The following is a 17553-nucleotide window of genomic DNA, read 5'->3' on the forward strand; positions in this document are numbered from 1 at the left end:
CGTAAACCATGGCTGAAGCAGTCGTCGACAACGCCCCTGCCAAGAGCGGCCCGCCCGCGGCCAAGCCGCCGCTGTTCGGCATGGCGTTTCTGGAAAATATCGCGCAGATGCCCATGCTGCGTCAGATCGGCCTTCTGGTCGGCCTGGCCGCCAGCGTGGCGATCGGCTTTGCCGTGGTACTGTGGTCGCAACAACCTGATTACCGTCCGCTGTACGGCAGCCTGGCGGGCATGGACACCAAGCAGGTCATGGATACCCTGGCCGCTGCCGACATCCCCTACAACGTCGAGCCCAACTCCGGGGCTCTGCTGGTCAAGGCCGACGACCTCTCCCGTGCGCGCCTGAAACTGGCGGCCGCCGGCGTGGCGCCAAGCGATGGCAACGTCGGTTTCGAATTGCTCGACAAGGAGCAGGGCCTGGGCACCAGCCAGTTCATGGAAGCCACCCGTTACCGTCGCAGCCTGGAAGGCGAGCTGGCGCGTACCGTGTCCAGCCTGAACAACGTCAAGGGCGCGCGCGTGCACCTGGCCATCCCGAAAAGCTCGGTGTTCGTGCGTGACGAACGCAAGCCCAGCGCCTCGGTACTGGTCGAGTTGTACCCGGGCCGTGCCCTGGAAGCCGGGCAGGTGATGGCCATCGTCAACCTGGTCGCCACCAGCGTGCCGGAACTGGACAAGTCCCAGGTCACCGTGGTCGATCAGAAGGGCAACCTGCTGTCCGAGCAGATCCAGGACACCGCCCTGACCCAGGCAGGCAAGCAGTTCGACTACAGCCGCCGGGTAGAAAGCATGCTCACCCAGCGGGTACACAACATCCTGCAGCCGGTGCTGGGCAATGACCGCTACAAGGCCGAAGTGTCTGCCGACCTCGACTTCAGCGCGGTCGAGTCCACCTCCGAGCAGTTCAACCCCGACCAGCCGGCACTGCGCAGCGAGCAGTCGGTCGACGAACAGCGTGCCAGCAGCCAGGGGCCGCAAGGTGTCCCCGGCGCACTGAGCAACCAGCCGCCAGGCCCGGCCTCGGCACCGCAGACCACCGGTGGTGCCGCTACCCCGGCCGCGGCCATCCAGCCTGGCCAGCCGCTGGTGGATGCCAACGGCCAGCAGATCATGGACCCGGCCACCGGCCAGCCGATGCTCGCGCCGTACCCGTCGGACAAGCGCCAGCAAAGTACCAAGAACTTCGAGCTGGACCGCTCCATCAGCCACACCCGCCAGCAGCAGGGGCGCATGACCCGCCTGTCGGTGGCGGTGGTGGTGGACGACCAGGTCAAGATCGACCCGGCCACCGGCGACGCCACCCGTGCGCCATGGGGCGCCGAGGACCTGGCACGCTTCACTCGCCTGGTACAGGACGCGGTCGGCTTCGATGCCAGCCGTGGCGACAGTGTGACGGTGATCAACGTGCCGTTCGCCGCCGACCGTGGCGAAGAGATCGCCGATATCGCCTTCTACCAGCAGCCGTGGTTCTGGGACATCGTCAAGCAAGTGCTGGGCGTGGTGTTCATCCTGGTGCTGGTGTTCGGTGTGCTGCGCCCGGTGCTGAACAACATTACAGGGGGCGGCAAGCAGGCTGCCTCGGATAGCGACATGGAGCTGGGCGGCATGATGGGTCTGGATGGCGAACTGGCCAACGACCGCGTCACTCTGGGTGGCCCGACAAGCATTCTGCTGCCTAGCCCGAACGAGGGTTACGAGGCACAGCTCAACGCAATCAAAGGCCTGGTGGCCGAAGACCCGGGCCGCGTTGCCCAGGTCGTGAAAGAGTGGATCAACGCCGATGAGTGATAACCGAGCCGTTACCGCCAAGCTGAGCCGCGTCGACAAGGCGGCGATCCTCCTGCTTTCGCTGGGCGAGACCGATGCCGCCCAGGTGCTGCGGCACATGGGGCCCAAGGAAGTGCAGCGTGTGGGTGTGGCCATGGCGCAGATGGGCAATGTGCACCGTGAACAGGTCGAACAGGTGATGAGCGAGTTCGTCGAAATCGTCGGCGACCAGACCAGCCTGGGCGTGGGCTCCGATGCCTATATCCGCAAGATGCTCAATCAGGCCCTGGGCGAGGACAAGGCCAACGGCCTGGTCGACCGCATCCTGCTCGGTGGCAACACCAGCGGCCTGGACAGCCTGAAGTGGATGGAGCCGCGCGCCGTTGCCGACGTGATCCGCTACGAGCACCCGCAGATCCAGGCCATCGTGGTTGCCTACCTCGACCCCGACCAGGCCGGCGAAGTGCTGAGCAACTTCGACCATAAGGTGCGCCTGGACATCGTCCTGCGCGTGTCGTCGCTGAACACCGTGCAGCCGGCGGCGCTGAAGGAGCTGAACCAGATCCTCGAGAAGCAGTTCTCGGGCAACTCCAACGCGGCGCGTACCACCTTGGGTGGCATCAAGCGCGCTGCCGACATCATGAACTTCCTCGACAGCTCGGTGGAAGGTGCACTGATGGACGCGATCCGCGAAATCGACAGCGACCTGTCGGAGCAGATCGAAGACCTGATGTTCGTCTTCAACAACCTGGCCGATGTCGACGACCGTGGCATCCAGGCGCTGCTGCGCGAAGTCTCGTCCGATGTGCTGGTGGTGTCGCTCAAGGGCGCCGACGAGCGGGTCAAGGACAAGATCTTCAAGAACATGTCCAAACGTGCCTCGGAGCTGTTGCGCGACGATCTGGAGGCCAAGGGGCCGGTACGGGTCAGCGATGTGGAAACGGCGCAGAAGGAAATCCTCACCATCGCCCGCCGCATGGCCGAGGCCGGCGAGATCGTGCTCGGCGGCAAGGGTGCCGAGGAAATGATCTGAGGTATTCGCGATCTGAAGGCCGACGCCGCCCCTTGTGGGAGCGGGTAAACCCGCTCCCACAAGGACCGTGTCGGCTGAACATGGTTTGAGAACATGACAGCATGCCCACCAAAGAACATCACCCCAGCGACCTGATCCGCGCCCGCGACCTCGAGGGCGTGGACGTATGGGCGCTGCCCAGCTTCGACCCGGAACCCGAGCCTGAGCCCGAACCGGAGCCGGAACCCGAGGTAGTCGAGGAAGAAGTCGAGGAAGTACCGCTGGAAGAAGTCCAGCCGCTGACCCTGGAAGAACTCGAGGCCATCCGCCAGGAAGCCTACAACGAAGGCTTTGCCACCGGTGAGCGCGAGGGCTTCCATAGCACCCAGCTCAAGGTCCGCCAGGAAGCCGAAGAGGCCCTGAAGACCAAGCTGGAAAGCCTCGACCGGCTGATGACCAACCTGATGGAACCGATCGCCGAGCAGGACACGCAGATCGAGAAGGCACTGGTCCACCTGGTCGCTCACATGACCCGCCAGGTAATCGGTCGCGAACTGCGGAGTGATTCCAGCCAGATCACCCAGGTACTGCGCGAAGCGCTCAAGCTGCTGCCCATGGGCGCTGACAATATCCGCATCCATCTCAACCCGCAGGATTTCGAGCTGGCCAAGGCCCTGCGCGAGCGCCATGAGGAAAGCTGGCGGCTGCTAGAAGACAGCGCGCTGCTGCCGGGCGGCTGCCGTATCGAGACCGCGCACAGCCGCATCGACGCGACCATGGAAACCCGCATCGAGAAAGCCGTGGCGCAACTGTTCGATCAGTTGCACGACCATTCGCTGCACCCGGCGGCAGCCGATATGTCCATTGACCTGGACAGCCTGGTGGATACCCCGGATGCACCTTGAACGCACCAGCTTCGGCAAACGCCTGGGCAGTTATGCCGAGGCCATCGAACTGCCGGCCCAGCCCATCGTCGAAGGCCGCCTGCTGCGCATGGTTGGCCTCACCCTGGAAGCCGAAGGCCTGCGCGCTGCAGTCGGCAGCCGCTGCCTGGTAATCAACGACGACAGCTACCACCCGGTGCAGGTGGAGGCCGAAGTCATGGGTTTTGCCGGGCCCAAGGTATTCCTCATGCCGGTCGGCAGCATTGTCGGCATCGCCCCCGGCGCGCGGGTGGTGCCGCTGGATGACAGCGGCCGTCTGCCCATGGGCATGAGCATGCTCGGCAGGGTGCTCGACGGCGCCGGTCGCGCGCTGGATGGCAAGGGCGGGATGAAGGCCGAGGACTGGGTGCCGATGGACGGCCCGGTGATCAACCCGTTGAACCGCGACCCCATCAGCAAGCCGCTGGACGTGGGAATTCGCAGCATCAATGGCCTGCTCACGGTCGGTCGCGGCCAGCGCTTGGGCCTGTTCGCCGGTACCGGTGTGGGCAAGTCGGTGTTGCTGGGCATGATGACCCGCTTCACCGAAGCCGAAATCATCGTCGTCGGCCTGATCGGCGAGCGGGGCCGCGAGGTCAAGGAATTCATCGAGCATATCCTGGGTGAGGAAGGCCTCAAGCGCTCGGTGGTGGTCGCTTCGCCCGCCGACGATGCGCCGCTGATGCGTCTGCGCGCCGCCATGTACTGCACACGTATTGCCGAGTACTTCCGCGACAAGGGCAAGAACGTGCTGTTGCTGATGGACTCGCTGACCCGTTTCGCACAGGCCCAGCGTGAAATCGCCCTGGCCATCGGCGAGCCGCCGGCCACCCGGGGTTACCCGCCGTCGGTGTTCGCCAAGCTGCCCAAGCTGGTGGAGCGGGCCGGCAACGGCGAGCCAGGTGGTGGTTCGATCACCGCGTTCTATACCGTGTTGTCCGAGGGCGACGACCAGCAGGACCCGATTGCCGACGCGGCGCGCGGTGTGCTCGATGGCCACTTCGTGCTGTCGCGGCGGCTGGCCGAAGAAGGTCATTACCCGGCCATCGACATCGAAGCCTCGATCAGCCGGGTCATGCCCCAGGTGGTCGATGCCGACCATTTGCGCCAGGCGCAGAAGTTCAAGCAGTTGTGGTCGCGCCTGTCGCAGAGCCGCGATCTGATCAGCGTGGGTGCCTACGTGGCGGGTGGCGACCCGGAAACCGACCTGGCCATCGCCCTGCAATCGAAGCTGGTGGAGTTTTTGCGCCAGGGCCTGCGCGAAAGCGTGGGCATGGCGCAAAGCCGCGAACAGTTGGGGGCGATCTTTGCGCCCCCGGCGGCCGGTTGATAGGCCATGGCGCTGCCCGGACGTGCCGCGCGCCTGGCGCCGGTGGTGGACATGGCCGAAGAGGCCGAGCGCCAGGCGGCCCAGCGCCTTGGGCAGTTCCAGCAGCAGGTGGCCGCGGCCCAGGCCAAGCTGGCCGAGCTCGAGCGGTTTCGCGAGGATTACCAGTTGCAGTGGATCAACCGCGGCGGGCAGGGGGTAAACGGTAGCTGGCTGGTCAATTACCAGCGCTTCCTCGGGCAGCTGGAAACGGCCATGACCCAGCAGCGCCAGAGCCTGGTCTGGCACCAGAACAACCTCAACAACGCCCGAGGCACCTGGCAGCAGGCCTATGCCCGGGTGGAAGGCCTGCGCAAGCTGGTACAGCGCTATCTGGAGGAAGCCCGGCGGGCCGAAGACAAGCGCGAGCAGCGCCTGCTCGACGAGCTGTCGCAGCGCCTGCCGCGGCAGAATCACCTATAGCCTGTACTGGCTTTTTCGCGGGTAAACCCGCTCCCACAGGTACGGTGCAGGATTCGAATTTGTGAAGGTCCTGTGGGAGCGGGTTCACCCGCGAAGAGGTCGGGACAGGCAGTCCACATGCTTGCCACCCCCGCCATCGCCTGCTAAACCTTTAAGGAGTTGCATCCGCCATCATCGAAGGAATCGCTAGCATGGCAGTCGAGACGGATTTTTCGCAGGACGGGAAAAAGCTGACAATAAAGATCAAGGGGCGCTTCGATTTCGGCAAGCACCAGGAATTTCGCGACGCCTACGAACGCCAGCCCAACCGGCCAGATTCGGTGGTCGTCGACCTGAAGGACACTACCTACCTCGACAGTTCCGCGCTCGGCATGCTGCTGTTGCTACGTGACCATGCGGGCGGCGATGAGTCGGATGTGCGTGTGGTGCATGCCAGCTCCGACGTGCGCAAGATCCTCGCCATCTCCAATTTCGAAAAACTCTTCGATATCAGTTGAGCGCCGACATGCCGGCCGAACAGGCGTTGACCGTGCTGGTGGCTGAAGACGGTGCCGCCGACCGCCTGCTCCTGGCGCAGATCGTGCGCCGTCAAGGTCATCAGGTACTTACCGCGGAAAACGGCGAGCAGGCGGTGGCGTTGTTCGTCGAGCGTCGCCCGCAACTGGTGCTGCTGGATGCGCTGATGCCGGTGATGGACGGCTTCGAGGCGGCGCGGCAGATCAAGGCCCTGGCCGGCGAAGCGCTGGTGCCGATCATTTTCCTGACTTCATTGAACGAGGAGGAAGGCCTGGTGCGCTGCCTGGAGGCAGGGGGCGACGACTTCATGGCCAAGCCCTACAGTGCGGTGATTCTCGGCGCCAAGATCCGCGCCATGGACCGCCTGCGCCGGCTGCAGGCCACCGTGCTGGAGCAGCGTGACCAGATTGCCCGGCACCACCACCACCTGCTCAACGAGCAGCGGGTTGCCAAGGCGGTGTTCGACAAGGTGGCCCATTCCGGCTGCCTTTCCGCGCCCAACATCCGCTACCTGCAATCGCCGTATGCGCTGTTCAATGGCGACCTGATGCTGGCCGCGTTCACTCCGTCCGGCGACATGCGAGTGCTTCTCGGCGATTTTACCGGCCACGGCCTGCCAGCGGCGGTAGGGGCGATGCCGCTGGCTGAAGTGTTCTACGGCATGACTGCCAAGGGCTACGGCATGGCGCAGGTCCTGCGCGAGATGAACGCCAAGCTCAAGCGCATCCTGCCGGTGGACATGTTCTGTTGTGCGCTGCTGCTCAACCTGAGCATGCAGCGCGGTTCGGTGGAAGTGTGGAATGGTGGCATGCCTGATGGCTATCGCCTGGCAGTAGATGGCCAGGTGCTGTCGGCGCTGGGTTCGCGGCACCTGCCGCTGGGCATCCTGGACGCCGAGCATTTCGATGACAGTACCGAAGTGTTGCCGCTGGCGCCGGGTGAACGCCTGCTGCTGCTGTCGGACGGCGTGCTCGACACGGCCGACGACCAGGAGCGCCTGTTCGGTGTGCAGCGCCTGCACAGGGTGCTGGCCGACAACCGTGACCCGGCGCGGCTGTTCGACGAAGTGATGCAGGCTCTGGAGCGCTTTGGCGGGCGCCCGCGCGATGACATCAGTCTGTGCGACATTCGTATGTTCAGTGCCGAGGAGCGGGTGCCGGCGCCGATGATCTACTCTGATAGCGGCCGCTCCAGCCCGCTGGACTGGTCGCTGGGGTTCGAGGTGCGTGGCGAGAGCCTCAAACGCTTCCACCCGGTGCCGTACCTGGTGCAGTTGTTGCAGGAGATTCACGGCCTGCGTGCGCGCACCGGCAACCTGCACAGTGTGCTCAGCGAGCTTTATTCAAACGCGCTGGAGCATGGCGTGCTGGGCCTGGATTCGCAGCTCAAGCGCGATGGCCAAGGCTTTGCAGACTATTATCAAGAGCGCGCCCGGCGCCTCGGGGTGTTGACCGACGGTTACGTGCGCATCGATTTCAAGGTTGAACCGCATGCCGACGGCGGGCGTCTGATGATCGAGGTCCGTGACAGTGGTGCCGGGTTCGATGTGCAGCGCGTGCTGTCGCGGCCCACGCTGGAGCAGGGGCTGAGTGGGCGTGGCCTGAATTTGGTAAGGCGGCTGGCCAGCAGCGCTTGCTGGAGTGAGGGCGGGCGTTGCGCGCATGTGGAGTTCGTCTGGTGAGCCACGGGTTGGCTCGGGCATAATCTGGCTTGATCAAGGAGTGAACAAGTGACTGACATGCATATTGACCATAAGGTACTCAGCGACCTGCGTGAGGTCATGGAAGATGGCTACCTGCAGTTGGTGCAAACCTTTCTTGACGACTCCGAGCGGCGCCTGGGCCAGCTGCATGCGGCCAAAAGTGCCGAAGAGCTCGGTTCTGCGGCCCACAGTTTCAAGGGCAGCAGCAGCAACATGGGCGCGGTTGCGCTGGCCAGCCTGTGCCAGCAACTGGAGGAGCGCGCGCGGCGGCCTCCGCTGTATGGCATCGAGGACCTGATCAACCGCATCGACCTGGAGTTCGTCGAGGTGCAGCGCTTCTACCGAGGTGAGCAGCAACGCATTTCGGCGGGTTGATACACGACTTGGCGCGAGTCTTGCCTGTCTCTGGCTGGATGATTTTTTTGTTTCTGGCGCGGAGACCGCTCGATGCCTGTCGCACCCAACCCATTGTTGCAAGGCAACGCCATTGCCAATACCTCGCGTTCGGCCACCGCACAGGCCGACAAGCCGCTGCAGGCGCTGGGCGACAAGGGCGACGGCTTCGGCCAGGTGATGGCCAGGCAGGGCCGCGACAAGGCCGCAGGGCAGGACGACAAGGTCGCCCAGGCCAAGCCCAAGGACAAGCCCGAGGCGGCGCAGGGCGGCAAGAAAGCCGCTGCCGACAAACCCGCGGTTGCCGATGACGGCAAACAATTGCCAGCCGACGACCAGGCCCAGACTGACACCGGCTTGCGCGATGCCAGCCTGGTGGCCGGCCAGGTAACCGACGCTCAGCCTGGCGCTCAGCTGATCCAGGCGCAGGCCGAGGCGGTGGCGCCGGTGTTGCAGGCCGCCGCGGCGCAGGTCACCGCCGAGCTGCCCGAGGAGCCGGCCGCCGAGGAAGCCTTCGATCCCGACGCCGATCCTCTGGCCAACCTGCCGACCTTGCGCCTGGCGCTGGAGCAAAGTGCCCAGGCCAAGGGAGCGACCTCGGCGCATGCCCTGGATCCTTCGCAGGCTCAGGGCGAGGAGGGGCAGGCCGCCGTCAATACCTTGGCGAATCTGGTCGAGAATGCCGAGGGTGAAACGGGCGAGCCCGGCGACAAGGCCTTTGCTGCCTTGCTCGAAGATGGCCTGAAGGACACCAAGAGCGCTGGCAGCGATACACGCGTAGACGATTTCGCCAACCGCCTGGCCAACCTGACCCAGGCCGCCACGGCCAAGACCGCCAATGCCGTGCCGGCCAGTGCCAGCCCATTGCACCAACCGCTGCCGATGAACCAGAACGCCTGGGCCGAGGGCCTGGTCAACCGGGTCATGTACCTGTCCAGCCAGAACCTCAAGTCGGCGGATATCCAGCTGGAACCGGCTGAACTGGGCCGCCTGGACATTCGCGTCAATGTTGCGACGGACCAGTCGACCCAGGTCACCTTCATCAGCGGCCACGCCGGCGTGCGTGACGCCCTCGACAGCCAGGTGCACCGGCTGCGCGAGCTGTTCGCCCAGCAGGGGCTGGCACAGCCGGATGTCAACGTGGCCGACCAGTCGCGCGGGCAGCAGCAACAGCAGCAGGGGCAGGCGCAGGGCAGCAACCTGTCCGGGGTGGCGGCGCGCCGGGCCGAGCAGGGCGGGGCAGAGGCAGTCGATAGCGCCCGGCCTGTGGAGCAGCAGGTGGTTGTTGGCGACAGTGCGGTCGATTATTACGCCTGATATTTCTTTTTTCCGAACCGGCCTCTTCGCAGCACAAGGCTGCTCCTACAAAGGAATGCGTTCCCTGTAGGAGCAGCCTTGTGCTGCGAAGAGGTCGGTTCAGGCATTCCAGTTCCATTCTGGCATAACACTTGCTCAAGCCAAGCCATCCTCCCTTGAACCCCCGATGGACGACGGATTATTGGCATGGCGAAGAGCGAAGCAGTCAAAGACCCCGCCACTAAAGGCAAACTCAAGCTGATCCTGCTGGCAGTAGTGGGCCTGTTGCTGGCGATCGGCCTTTCGGTGGGCGCTACCTGGTTCATCATGCACAAGAGCGAGCCAGCCCCAGCCGCCGACCCTGCAGCCAGCAACGTCAAGCCAGCGGCCATCTACGAAGCATTGGCCCCGGCCTTCGTGGTCAACTTCAACCAGAACGGTCGCCAGCGCTACATGCAGGTGAGCATCACCCTGCAAGCGCGCAACCAGGCCGACCTGGATGCGCTCAAGGTGCACATGCCGGTCATCCGCAACAACCTGGTGATGATGTTCTCCGGGCAAGGCTTCGACACCCTGGCCGGTAGCCCGGTGGGACAGGAAATGCTGCGCCAGAAGGCCACTGCAGTGGTCCAGGAAGTGGCGCAGAAGGAAGTCGGCAAGCCGGTCGTCGACCAGTTGCTGTTCACCAATTTCGTATTGCAGTAGGAGTCCGCAATGGCCGTACAGGACCTGCTGTCCCAGGATGAAATCGATGCCCTGTTGCATGGCGTCGACGACGGGCTGGTGCAGACCGAGAGTGCATCCGAGCCTGGCAGCATCAAAAGCTACGACCTGACCAGTCAGGACCGTATCGTGCGGGGTCGCATGCCGACCCTGGAAATGATCAACGAGCGCTTCGCCCGTTACACCCGTATCAGCATGTTCAACCTGCTGCGCCGCTCGGCCGACGTGGCGGTGGGTGGCGTGCAGGTGATGAAGTTCGGTGAATACGTGCACTCGCTGTACGTGCCGACCAGCCTCAACCTGGTCAAGATCAAGCCGCTGCGCGGCACTTCGCTGTTCATCCTCGATGCCAAGCTGGTGTTCAAGCTGGTGGACAACTTCTTCGGCGGCGATGGCCGCCATGCCAAGATCGAAGGCCGCGAGTTCACCCCCACTGAATTGCGCGTGGTGCGCATGGTGCTGGACCAGTGCTTCGTCGACCTCAAGGAAGCCTGGCAGGCAATCATGCCGGTCACCTTCGAGTACATGAACTCCGAGGTCAACCCGGCCATGGCCAACATCGTCGGCCCCAGCGAGGCGGTGGTGGTGTCCACCTTCCACATCGAGCTGGACGGCGGTGGCGGCGACCTGCACGTGACCATGCCGTACTCGATGATCGAGCCGGTGCGAGAAATGCTCGACGCCGGTTTCCAGTCCGACCTGGACGACCAGGACGAGCGCTGGGTCAAGGCCCTGCGCGAGGACGTGCTGGACGTGGCCGTGCCGCTGACCGCCACCGTAGCCCGGCGCCAGCTGAAGCTGCGCGACATCCTGCATATGCAGCCTGGCGACGTGATCCCGGTGGAGCTGCCCGAGCACCTGGTGCTGCGTGCCAACGGCGTGCCGTCGTTCAAGGCGCGCCTGGGTTCGCACAAGGGCAACCTGGCGCTGCAGATCATCGACCCGATCGAACGCCGCTGACGGCGTGCCGGTCGCACATAACGAATTGAATGCCTGTCGAGGAAACCATGGCTAACGAAAACGAGATCACCTCCGCAGAGGACCAGGCACTGGCCGATGAATGGGCTGCGGCACTGGAAGAAACCGGTGCAGCCGGCCAGGCCGATATCGATGCACTGCTGGGTGGTGACACCGGTAGCAGCACCGGCGGCGCGGGCCGCCTGCCGATGGAGGAGTTCGCCAGCTCGCCGAAGCCGAACGAAAACGTCAGCCTCGAAGGCCCTAACCTGGACGTGATCCTGGATATCCCGGTGAACATTTCCATGGAAGTGGGCAGCACCGAGATCAACATCCGCAACCTGCTGCAGCTCAACCAGGGCTCGGTGATCGAGCTCGACCGCCTGGCCGGCGAACCGCTTGACGTGCTGGTCAACGGCACGCTGATCGCCCATGGCGAGGTGGTGGTGGTCAACGAGAAGTTCGGCATCCGCCTGACCGACGTGATCAGCCCCAGCGAACGTATCAAGAAGCTGCGCTGAGTGAAGGGCACGATGCGCGCCATCGCGGCGGCTGCCGCGCTGCTCGCCAGCCAGGCTTGCCTGGCAGCGGCCACGCCGGCGGCAACCCCGGCAACCGCGCCTGGCAGCCTCGGTGGGCAGCTGGCGCAGATGGTCTTCGGCCTGCTGCTGGTGGTCGGCCTGATCTTCTTCCTGGCCTGGTTGCTGCGGCGCATGCAAAGCACGGCGGTAAAGGGCGGGCAGGTGATCGAGATCGTCGGCAGCCGGGCCATCGGCCCGCGTGATCGGCTGCTGCTGGTGCAAGTGGGCAAGGAGCAGATCCTGATTGGCCATACCCCTGGCAGCATCGAGGCCCTGCATGTGCTGGCCGAACCCGTGGAAGTGCCTGAAAACGCCCGCCAGGCGACGCCGGAGTTTGCCCAGCGGCTGATGGAGCTGATGGGCAAGGACCCTAAGGACAAGAAGTGATGAGTGGCGCGCTGCGTGTGTTGTTGACTCTGGCGCTGCTGCTGGCTGCGCCGCTGGCCCTGGGTGCCGACCCGCTGTCGATCCCGGCCATTACCCTGTCCAATACCGCGGACGGGCAGCAGGAGTATTCGGTCAGCCTGCAGATCCTGCTGATCATGACAGCGCTCAGCTTCATCCCGGCGTTCGTCATCCTGATGACCAGCTTCACCCGCATCATCATCGTGTTCTCGATCCTGCGTCAGGCCCTGGGCCTGCAGCAGACGCCGTCGAACCAGCTGCTGACCGGCATGGCGCTGTTCCTGACCATGTTCATCATGGCGCCGGTGTTCGACCGGGTGAACCAGGACGCCCTGCAGCCGTACCTGAAGGAGCAGATGACCGCCCAGCAGGCCATCGACAAGGCCCAAGGGCCGCTCAAGGACTTCATGCTGGCACAAACCCGGCAAAGCGACCTCGACCTGTTCATGCGCCTGTCCAAGCGTACCGACATCGCCGGCCCGGACCAGGTGCCGCTGACGATCCTGGTGCCGGCGTTCGTGACATCCGAGCTGAAGACCGCGTTCCAGATCGGTTTCATGATCTTCATCCCGTTCCTGATCATCGACATGGTGGTAGCCAGCGTGCTGATGGCCATGGGTATGATGATGCTGTCGCCGCTGATCATCTCGCTGCCGTTCAAGATCATGCTGTTCGTGCTGGTCGATGGCTGGGCGCTGATCATGGGTACCCTGGCCAGCAGTTTCGGCGGCGTCTGACGCCGTCAAGGAGAGCCGCCGATGACACCTGAAGTCGCTGTCGACCTGTTCCGTGATGCCTTGTGGCTGACCACCCTGATGGTCGCCATACTGGTGGTGCCCAGCCTGCTGGTAGGCCTGGTGGTGGCCATGTTCCAGGCCGCCACCCAGATCAACGAACAGACCTTGAGTTTTCTGCCGCGCCTGCTTGTAATGCTGGTCACGCTGATCATCGCCGGGCCGTGGCTGGTGCAGAAGTTCATGGAGTACTTCACCAGTCTCTATACCAACATTCCTCAGCTGATCGGTTGACGCGCCGATGCTGGAGCTGACCGACACGCAGATCGGCACCTGGGTCGCGACCTTCATCCTGCCGTTGTTCCGGGTGACGGCGGTGCTGATGACCATGCCGATCTTCGGCACCCGTATGCTGCCGGCGCGGGTGCGCCTGTACGTGGCAGTGGCCATCACGGTGGTGATCGTCCCGGCCCTGCCGCCCTTGCCCGAGTTCGACCCGTTGAGCCTGCGCGGCCTGCTGCTGTGTGCCGAGCAGGTCATCGTCGGGGCGTTGTTCGGGTTGTCGTTGCAGTTGCTGTTCCAGGCTTTCGTGATCGCAGGCCAGATCGTCGCGGTGCAGATGGGCATGGCCTTCGCATCGATGGTCGACCCGGCCAACGGCGTCAACGTCGCGGTGATCAGCCAGTTCATGACCATGCTGGTGAGTGTGCTGTTCCTGCTGATGAACGGCCATCTGGTGGCGTTCGAGGTACTGACCGAAAGCTTCACCACCTTGCCGGTAGGCAACGCGCTGGTGGTCAATCAGTTCTGGGAGCTGGCGGGGCGCCTGGGTTGGGTGTTCGGTGCCGGCCTGCTGCTGATCCTGCCGGCTATCGCCGCGCTGCTGGTGGTGAACATCGCTTTTGGCGTAATGACGCGTGCCGCGCCGCAGTTGAACATTTTCTCCATCGGTTTTCCGCTGACCCTGGTCATGGGCATGTTCATTTTCTGGGTCGGCCTGGCCGACATACTTTCCCATTACCAGGCATTGGCCAGCGAAGCGCTGCAATGGCTGCGTGATCTGGCAAGGGCGCGCTGAGCATGGCGGAAAGCGAAAGCGGTCAGGACAAGACAGAAGAACCCACCGACAAGCGCAAGCGCGATGCCCGCGAGAAAGGCGAGATCGCGCGTTCCAAGGAGCTGAATACGGTGGCGGTGACCTTGGCCGGCGCCGGTGGCCTGCTGGCGTTCGGCGGCCACCTGGCCGAGACACTGCTGGCGATCATGCGCATGAACTTCAGCCTGACCCGCGACTTCATCGTCGATGAGCGCGCCATGGGTGCCTTCCTGCTGGCCTCAGGCAAGATGGCCATCTGGGCGGTGCAGCCGATCTTGATCCTGTTGTTCGTGATTTCCTTCGTCGCGCCGATAGTCCTGGGCGGTTTCCTGTTTTCCGGTAGCCTGCTGCAGCCGAAATTCAGCCGCATGAATCCCCTGTCGGGGATCAAGCGCATGTTCTCGATGAACGCCTTGACCGAGCTATTGAAGGCGCTCGCCAAGTTTTTCGTGATCCTGGTCGTGGCGGTGGTGGTGCTGGTCAACGACCGCCAGGCGCTGCTTGCGATCGCCAATGAGCCGTTGGAGCAGGCGATCATCCATAGCCTGCAGGTGGTGGGCTGGAGTGCGTTGTGGATGTCGGCCGGGCTGCTGTTGATTGCGGCGGCGGACGTGCCGTTCCAGCTGTGGCAGACGCACAACAAGCTGAAGATGACCAAGCAGGAAATCAAGGACGAATACAAGGACAGCGAAGGCAAGCCCGAGGTCAAGCAGCGTATTCGCCAGCTTCAGCGTGAGGCTTCGCAGCGGCGCATGATGGCGGCTGTCCCCGAAGCCGACGTGATCATCACCAACCCGACGCATTATGCGGTGGCCTTGCAATACGACCCTGAGAAAGGCGGGGCAGCGCCGTTGCTGCTGGCCAAGGGGACGGATTTCATTGCCCTTAAGATTCGCGAGATTGGGGTGGAGCACAAGGTCCAGATCCTCGAATCGCCGGCGTTGGCGCGGGCGATCTACTACTCCACCGAGCTCGAGCAGGAAATCCCTGCCGGGCTTTACCTGGCGGTGGCGCAGGTGCTGGCCTATGTGTTCCAGATCCGCCAGTACAGGGCTGGCAAGGGCAAGCGGCCAGAGCCGCTGAAGGACGACCTGCCGATTCCGCCGGACCTGCGTCGCGACAGTTGATGTGTTTGTCGGTGGTTTTTCGGCGCCTGTGAGATCGAGCGCCGCCCACGCGGCGCTTCGCGGGGCAAGCCCGCTCCCACATTTGTTGCAACGAGCCAAACCTGTCAGGCCATGGTTGCCTGCCTTGGTGGGATGACTGGATTTCTGAGTTGGCATTGCTGCTGCATCACCTATCTCAAGCCCTGCCCCCCCCCCGGCTGACAACACCTCTCCCACAGGCATGGCCACGTTGCAACAAATGTGGGAGCGGGCTTGTCCCGCGAAGCGCCGCGCGGGCGGCGCTCGATCTCGCAGGCGATAAAACCCTCAGGGTGAACACCATCGAGCAAAGTTGGAAAGCTTCTTGCAATGCCAGCGCCAGGCGCCCCCTGTGCGTCAAAGTTTTGCATCAAGAGGACTCGCGGTGGATCGCACTCAGTTAATCAGCAACGCCCGTAACAACCTGGCCGGGCTCGGTCGGGGCAACCTGGGTGTGCCGCTGTTGCTGCTGGTGATGTTGGCAATGATGATGTTGCCGATACCGCCGTTCCTGCTCGATGTGTTCTTCACTTTCAACATCGCCCTGTCGATCGTGGTCCTGCTGGTCTGCGTCTACGCCCTGCGCCCGCTCGACTTCGCCGCATTCCCCACCATCCTGCTGGTGGCCACGCTGTTGCGTCTGGCCCTGAACGTGGCCTCCACCCGGGTTGTGATGCTGCATGGGCAGGAGGGCCACGGCGCCGCCGGCAAGGTGATCCAGGCCTTCGGCGAGGTGGTGATCGGCGGTAACTACGTGGTCGGTGCCGTGGTGTTCGCCATCCTCATGATCATCAACTTCGTGGTGGTGACCAAGGGTGCCGGGCGTATTTCGGAAGTGAGCGCGCGTTTCACCCTCGACGCCATGCCCGGCAAGCAGATGGCCATCGACGCCGACCTCAACGCCGGCCTGATCGACCAGGCCCAGGCCAAGCACCGTCGTGCCGAAGTGGCGCAGGAGGCGGAGTTCTACGGTTCGATGGACGGTGCCAGCAAGTTCGTTCGCGGTGACGCCATCGCCGGCCTGCTGATCCTGTTCATCAACCTGATCGGCGGCATGCTGATCGGCATGCTGCAGCACGGCATGAGCTTTGGCGATGCCGGCAAGGTGTACGCCTTGCTGACCATCGGTGACGGTTTGGTGGCGCAATTGCCATCACTGCTGCTGTCGACCGCTGCCGCGATCATGGTTACCCGCGCCTCGGGCTCCGAGGACATGGGCAAGCTGATCAACCGGCAGATGTTCGATTCGCCCAAGGCCCTGGCGGTGTCCGGCGCGCTAATGATCGTCATGGGCCTGGTGCCGGGCATGCCGCACGTGGCCTTCCTCAGCCTTGGCCTGCTGGCCGGGGGTGGCGCGTACCTGGTGTGGAAGAAGCAGCAGAAGGCCAAATCGCAGGCGCTGCAGGAAGCGCAGCGCCAGCAGGACCTGCTGCCATCGCCACAACGCGCGCTGGAAACCAAGGAGCTGGGCTGGGACGACGTCACGCCGATCGACATGATTGGCCTGGAGGTCGGCTACCGGCTGATCCCGCTGGTCGATCGCAACCAGGGTGGCCAGTTGCTGGCGCGGATCAAGGGTGTGCGCAAGAAGCTGTCGCAAGACCTGGGCTTCCTCATGCCCACCGTGCACATCCGCGACAACCTTGACCTGCAGCCCAGCGCCTATCGCCTGACCCTGATGGGGGTGATCCTGGCCGAAGCCGAGATCTACCCGGATCGCGAATTGGCAATCAACCCGGGGCAGGTGTTCGGTACCCTCAACGGCATTGCCGCGCGTGACCCGGCGTTTGGCCTTGAAGCTGTGTGGATCGATGTCGGCCAGCGCTCCCAGGCGCAGTCGCTGGGCTACACAGTGGTCGACGCCAGTACCGTGGTGGCCACCCACCTGAACCAGATTCTGCAGAAGCACTGCCACGAGCTGATCGGCCATGAAGAGGTCCAGCAACTGCTGCAGGTGTTGGCCAAGGCATCGCCTAAACTTGCAGAAGAGTTGGTGCCGGGTGTCATTTCGTTGTCGGGCCTGCTCAAGGTGCTGCAGGCGCTGTTATCGGAACAGGTACCCGTACGCGATATCCGCAGTATCGCCGAGGCGATCGCGAACAACGCCGGCAAGAGTCAAGATACCGCCGCGCTGGTGGCGGCGGTGCGCGTCGGATTGTGTCGCGCCATCGTGCAAAGCATTGTCGGCGTTGAGTCGGAGCTGCCAGTGATTACCCTGGAGCCAAGGTTGGAACAGATTTTGCTCAATAGTCTGCAAAGGGCCGGGCAAGGTCAGGAAGACGGTGTTCTTCTGGAGCCGAGCATGGCCGAGAAGCTGCAGCGTTCGCTGATCGAGGCGGCCCAGCGCCAGGAAATGCAGGGCCAGCCGGCCATCCTCCTGGTCGCCGGCCCGATCCGCGCCATGCTGTCGCGTTTCGGCCGCCTGGCTGTACCGAATTTGCATGTTCTGGCGTATCAGGAAATACCGGACAACAAGCAAGTCACCATCGTTGCCACCGTGGGCCCTAACGGCTGA

Annotated in this window: 18 protein-coding genes; all 18 read left to right on the forward strand. The window is 63.8% G+C overall.

Annotated features, from left to right (window positions below; translation table 11 throughout):
- The first annotated feature begins 8 nt into the window (after positions 1–8).
- The 18 genes from fliF to flhA all read left to right on the forward strand — a co-directional run bounded on the left by fliF (position 9) and on the right by flhA (position 17553).
- On the forward strand, positions 9–1787 hold the full coding sequence (gene fliF, locus CAG18_RS16525) for a flagellar basal-body MS-ring/collar protein FliF (RefSeq protein ID WP_015271219.1): 1779 nt from the start codon (positions 9–11) through the stop codon (positions 1785–1787).
- Positions 1780–2799 carry a flagellar motor switch protein FliG gene (fliG, locus tag CAG18_RS16530; protein ID WP_003257289.1) on the forward strand — a complete coding sequence of 340 codons (1020 nt, stop codon included), beginning with the start codon at positions 1780–1782 and terminating at the stop codon, positions 2797–2799. Before fliF ends, fliG begins: the two co-directional genes overlap by 8 nt.
- A gap of 101 nt (positions 2800–2900) precedes the next feature.
- A complete protein-coding gene (gene fliH, locus CAG18_RS16535) occupies positions 2901–3683 on the forward strand; it encodes a flagellar assembly protein FliH (protein ID WP_038410041.1) in 783 nt (260 codons plus the stop codon).
- The gene (gene fliI / locus CAG18_RS16540) at positions 3673–5031 is read left to right on the forward strand and encodes a flagellar protein export ATPase FliI (RefSeq protein ID WP_085721204.1); all 1359 of its coding nucleotides are present in this window, start codon (positions 3673–3675) and stop codon (positions 5029–5031) included. The genes fliH and fliI overlap by 11 nt, the downstream gene beginning before the upstream one ends.
- Before the next feature lie 6 nt (positions 5032–5037).
- Positions 5038–5490, forward strand: coding sequence for a flagellar export protein FliJ (gene fliJ / locus CAG18_RS16545; protein WP_015271216.1), 453 nt, complete (start codon positions 5038–5040; stop codon positions 5488–5490).
- Between the two features lie 191 nt (positions 5491–5681).
- Entirely contained in the window at positions 5682–5987 is a 306-nt protein-coding gene (locus CAG18_RS16550; protein ID WP_015271215.1) for an STAS domain-containing protein, read from the forward strand.
- Positions 5988–5995: 8 nt separating this feature from the next.
- The gene (locus tag CAG18_RS16555; protein ID WP_085721205.1) at positions 5996–7687 is read left to right on the forward strand and encodes a fused response regulator/phosphatase; all 1692 of its coding nucleotides are present in this window, start codon (positions 5996–5998) and stop codon (positions 7685–7687) included.
- 48 nt (positions 7688–7735) lie between these two features.
- Positions 7736–8083, forward strand: coding sequence for an Hpt domain-containing protein (locus CAG18_RS16560; RefSeq protein WP_025340080.1), 348 nt, complete (start codon positions 7736–7738; stop codon positions 8081–8083).
- Between the two features lie 72 nt (positions 8084–8155).
- Positions 8156–9418, forward strand: coding sequence for a flagellar hook-length control protein FliK (locus CAG18_RS16565; protein ID WP_085721206.1), 1263 nt, complete (start codon positions 8156–8158; stop codon positions 9416–9418).
- 186 nt (positions 9419–9604) lie between these two features.
- Positions 9605–10102 carry a flagellar basal body-associated protein FliL gene (gene fliL, locus CAG18_RS16570; protein ID WP_015271211.1) on the forward strand — a complete coding sequence of 166 codons (498 nt, stop codon included), beginning with the start codon at positions 9605–9607 and terminating at the stop codon, positions 10100–10102.
- A gap of 9 nt (positions 10103–10111) precedes the next feature.
- Entirely contained in the window at positions 10112–11080 is a 969-nt protein-coding gene (fliM, locus tag CAG18_RS16575; RefSeq protein ID WP_013973595.1) for a flagellar motor switch protein FliM, read from the forward strand.
- Positions 11081–11127: 47 nt separating this feature from the next.
- Entirely contained in the window at positions 11128–11598 is a 471-nt protein-coding gene (gene fliN, locus CAG18_RS16580; RefSeq protein WP_003257291.1) for a flagellar motor switch protein FliN, read from the forward strand.
- 12 nt (positions 11599–11610) lie between these two features.
- Complete coding sequence (gene fliO, locus CAG18_RS16585) at positions 11611–12045, forward strand: flagellar biosynthetic protein FliO (RefSeq protein WP_043936227.1); 435 nt, start codon at positions 11611–11613, stop codon at positions 12043–12045.
- Positions 12045–12800 carry a flagellar type III secretion system pore protein FliP gene (fliP, locus tag CAG18_RS16590; protein ID WP_003257293.1) on the forward strand — a complete coding sequence of 252 codons (756 nt, stop codon included), beginning with the start codon at positions 12045–12047 and terminating at the stop codon, positions 12798–12800. The genes fliO and fliP overlap by 1 nt, the downstream gene beginning before the upstream one ends.
- Before the next feature lie 21 nt (positions 12801–12821).
- On the forward strand, positions 12822–13091 hold the full coding sequence (gene fliQ / locus CAG18_RS16595) for a flagellar biosynthesis protein FliQ (RefSeq protein ID WP_003257294.1): 270 nt from the start codon (positions 12822–12824) through the stop codon (positions 13089–13091).
- 7 nt (positions 13092–13098) lie between these two features.
- The gene (fliR, locus tag CAG18_RS16600; protein ID WP_015271209.1) at positions 13099–13875 is read left to right on the forward strand and encodes a flagellar biosynthetic protein FliR; all 777 of its coding nucleotides are present in this window, start codon (positions 13099–13101) and stop codon (positions 13873–13875) included.
- Positions 13876–13877: 2 nt separating this feature from the next.
- Entirely contained in the window at positions 13878–15020 is a 1143-nt protein-coding gene (gene flhB / locus CAG18_RS16605; protein WP_015271208.1) for a flagellar biosynthesis protein FlhB, read from the forward strand.
- A gap of 403 nt (positions 15021–15423) precedes the next feature.
- The gene (gene flhA / locus CAG18_RS16610; RefSeq protein WP_085721207.1) at positions 15424–17553 is read left to right on the forward strand and encodes a flagellar biosynthesis protein FlhA; all 2130 of its coding nucleotides are present in this window, start codon (positions 15424–15426) and stop codon (positions 17551–17553) included.

Origin of the sequence: Pseudomonas sp. B22(2017) (assembly GCF_002113105.1) — a bacterium.
Lineage (GTDB): Bacteria > Pseudomonadota > Gammaproteobacteria > Pseudomonadales > Pseudomonadaceae > Aquipseudomonas > Aquipseudomonas asiatica.

Coding starts and splice junctions, on each gene's coding strand:
- fliJ (WP_015271216.1), top strand. CDS start 5,038: ATGGCGCTGCCCGGACGTGCCGCGCGCCTGGCGCCGGTGGTGGACATG.
- fliP (WP_003257293.1), top strand. CDS start 12,045: ATGAGTGGCGCGCTGCGTGTGTTGTTGACTCTGGCGCTGCTGCTGGCT.
- fliN (WP_003257291.1), top strand. CDS start 11,128: ATGGCTAACGAAAACGAGATCACCTCCGCAGAGGACCAGGCACTGGCC.
- CAG18_RS16550 (WP_015271215.1), top strand. CDS start 5,682: ATGGCAGTCGAGACGGATTTTTCGCAGGACGGGAAAAAGCTGACAATA.
- fliO (WP_043936227.1), top strand. CDS start 11,611: ATGCGCGCCATCGCGGCGGCTGCCGCGCTGCTCGCCAGCCAGGCTTGC.
- fliG (WP_003257289.1), top strand. CDS start 1,780: ATGAGTGATAACCGAGCCGTTACCGCCAAGCTGAGCCGCGTCGACAAG.
- fliI (WP_085721204.1), top strand. CDS start 3,673: ATGCACCTTGAACGCACCAGCTTCGGCAAACGCCTGGGCAGTTATGCC.
- fliM (WP_013973595.1), top strand. CDS start 10,112: ATGGCCGTACAGGACCTGCTGTCCCAGGATGAAATCGATGCCCTGTTG.
- fliL (WP_015271211.1), top strand. CDS start 9,605: ATGGCGAAGAGCGAAGCAGTCAAAGACCCCGCCACTAAAGGCAAACTC.
- CAG18_RS16565 (WP_085721206.1), top strand. CDS start 8,156: ATGCCTGTCGCACCCAACCCATTGTTGCAAGGCAACGCCATTGCCAAT.
- fliQ (WP_003257294.1), top strand. CDS start 12,822: ATGACACCTGAAGTCGCTGTCGACCTGTTCCGTGATGCCTTGTGGCTG.
- fliF (WP_015271219.1), top strand. CDS start 9: ATGGCTGAAGCAGTCGTCGACAACGCCCCTGCCAAGAGCGGCCCGCCC.
- CAG18_RS16555 (WP_085721205.1), top strand. CDS start 5,996: ATGCCGGCCGAACAGGCGTTGACCGTGCTGGTGGCTGAAGACGGTGCC.
- fliR (WP_015271209.1), top strand. CDS start 13,099: ATGCTGGAGCTGACCGACACGCAGATCGGCACCTGGGTCGCGACCTTC.
- fliH (WP_038410041.1), top strand. CDS start 2,901: ATGCCCACCAAAGAACATCACCCCAGCGACCTGATCCGCGCCCGCGAC.
- flhB (WP_015271208.1), top strand. CDS start 13,878: ATGGCGGAAAGCGAAAGCGGTCAGGACAAGACAGAAGAACCCACCGAC.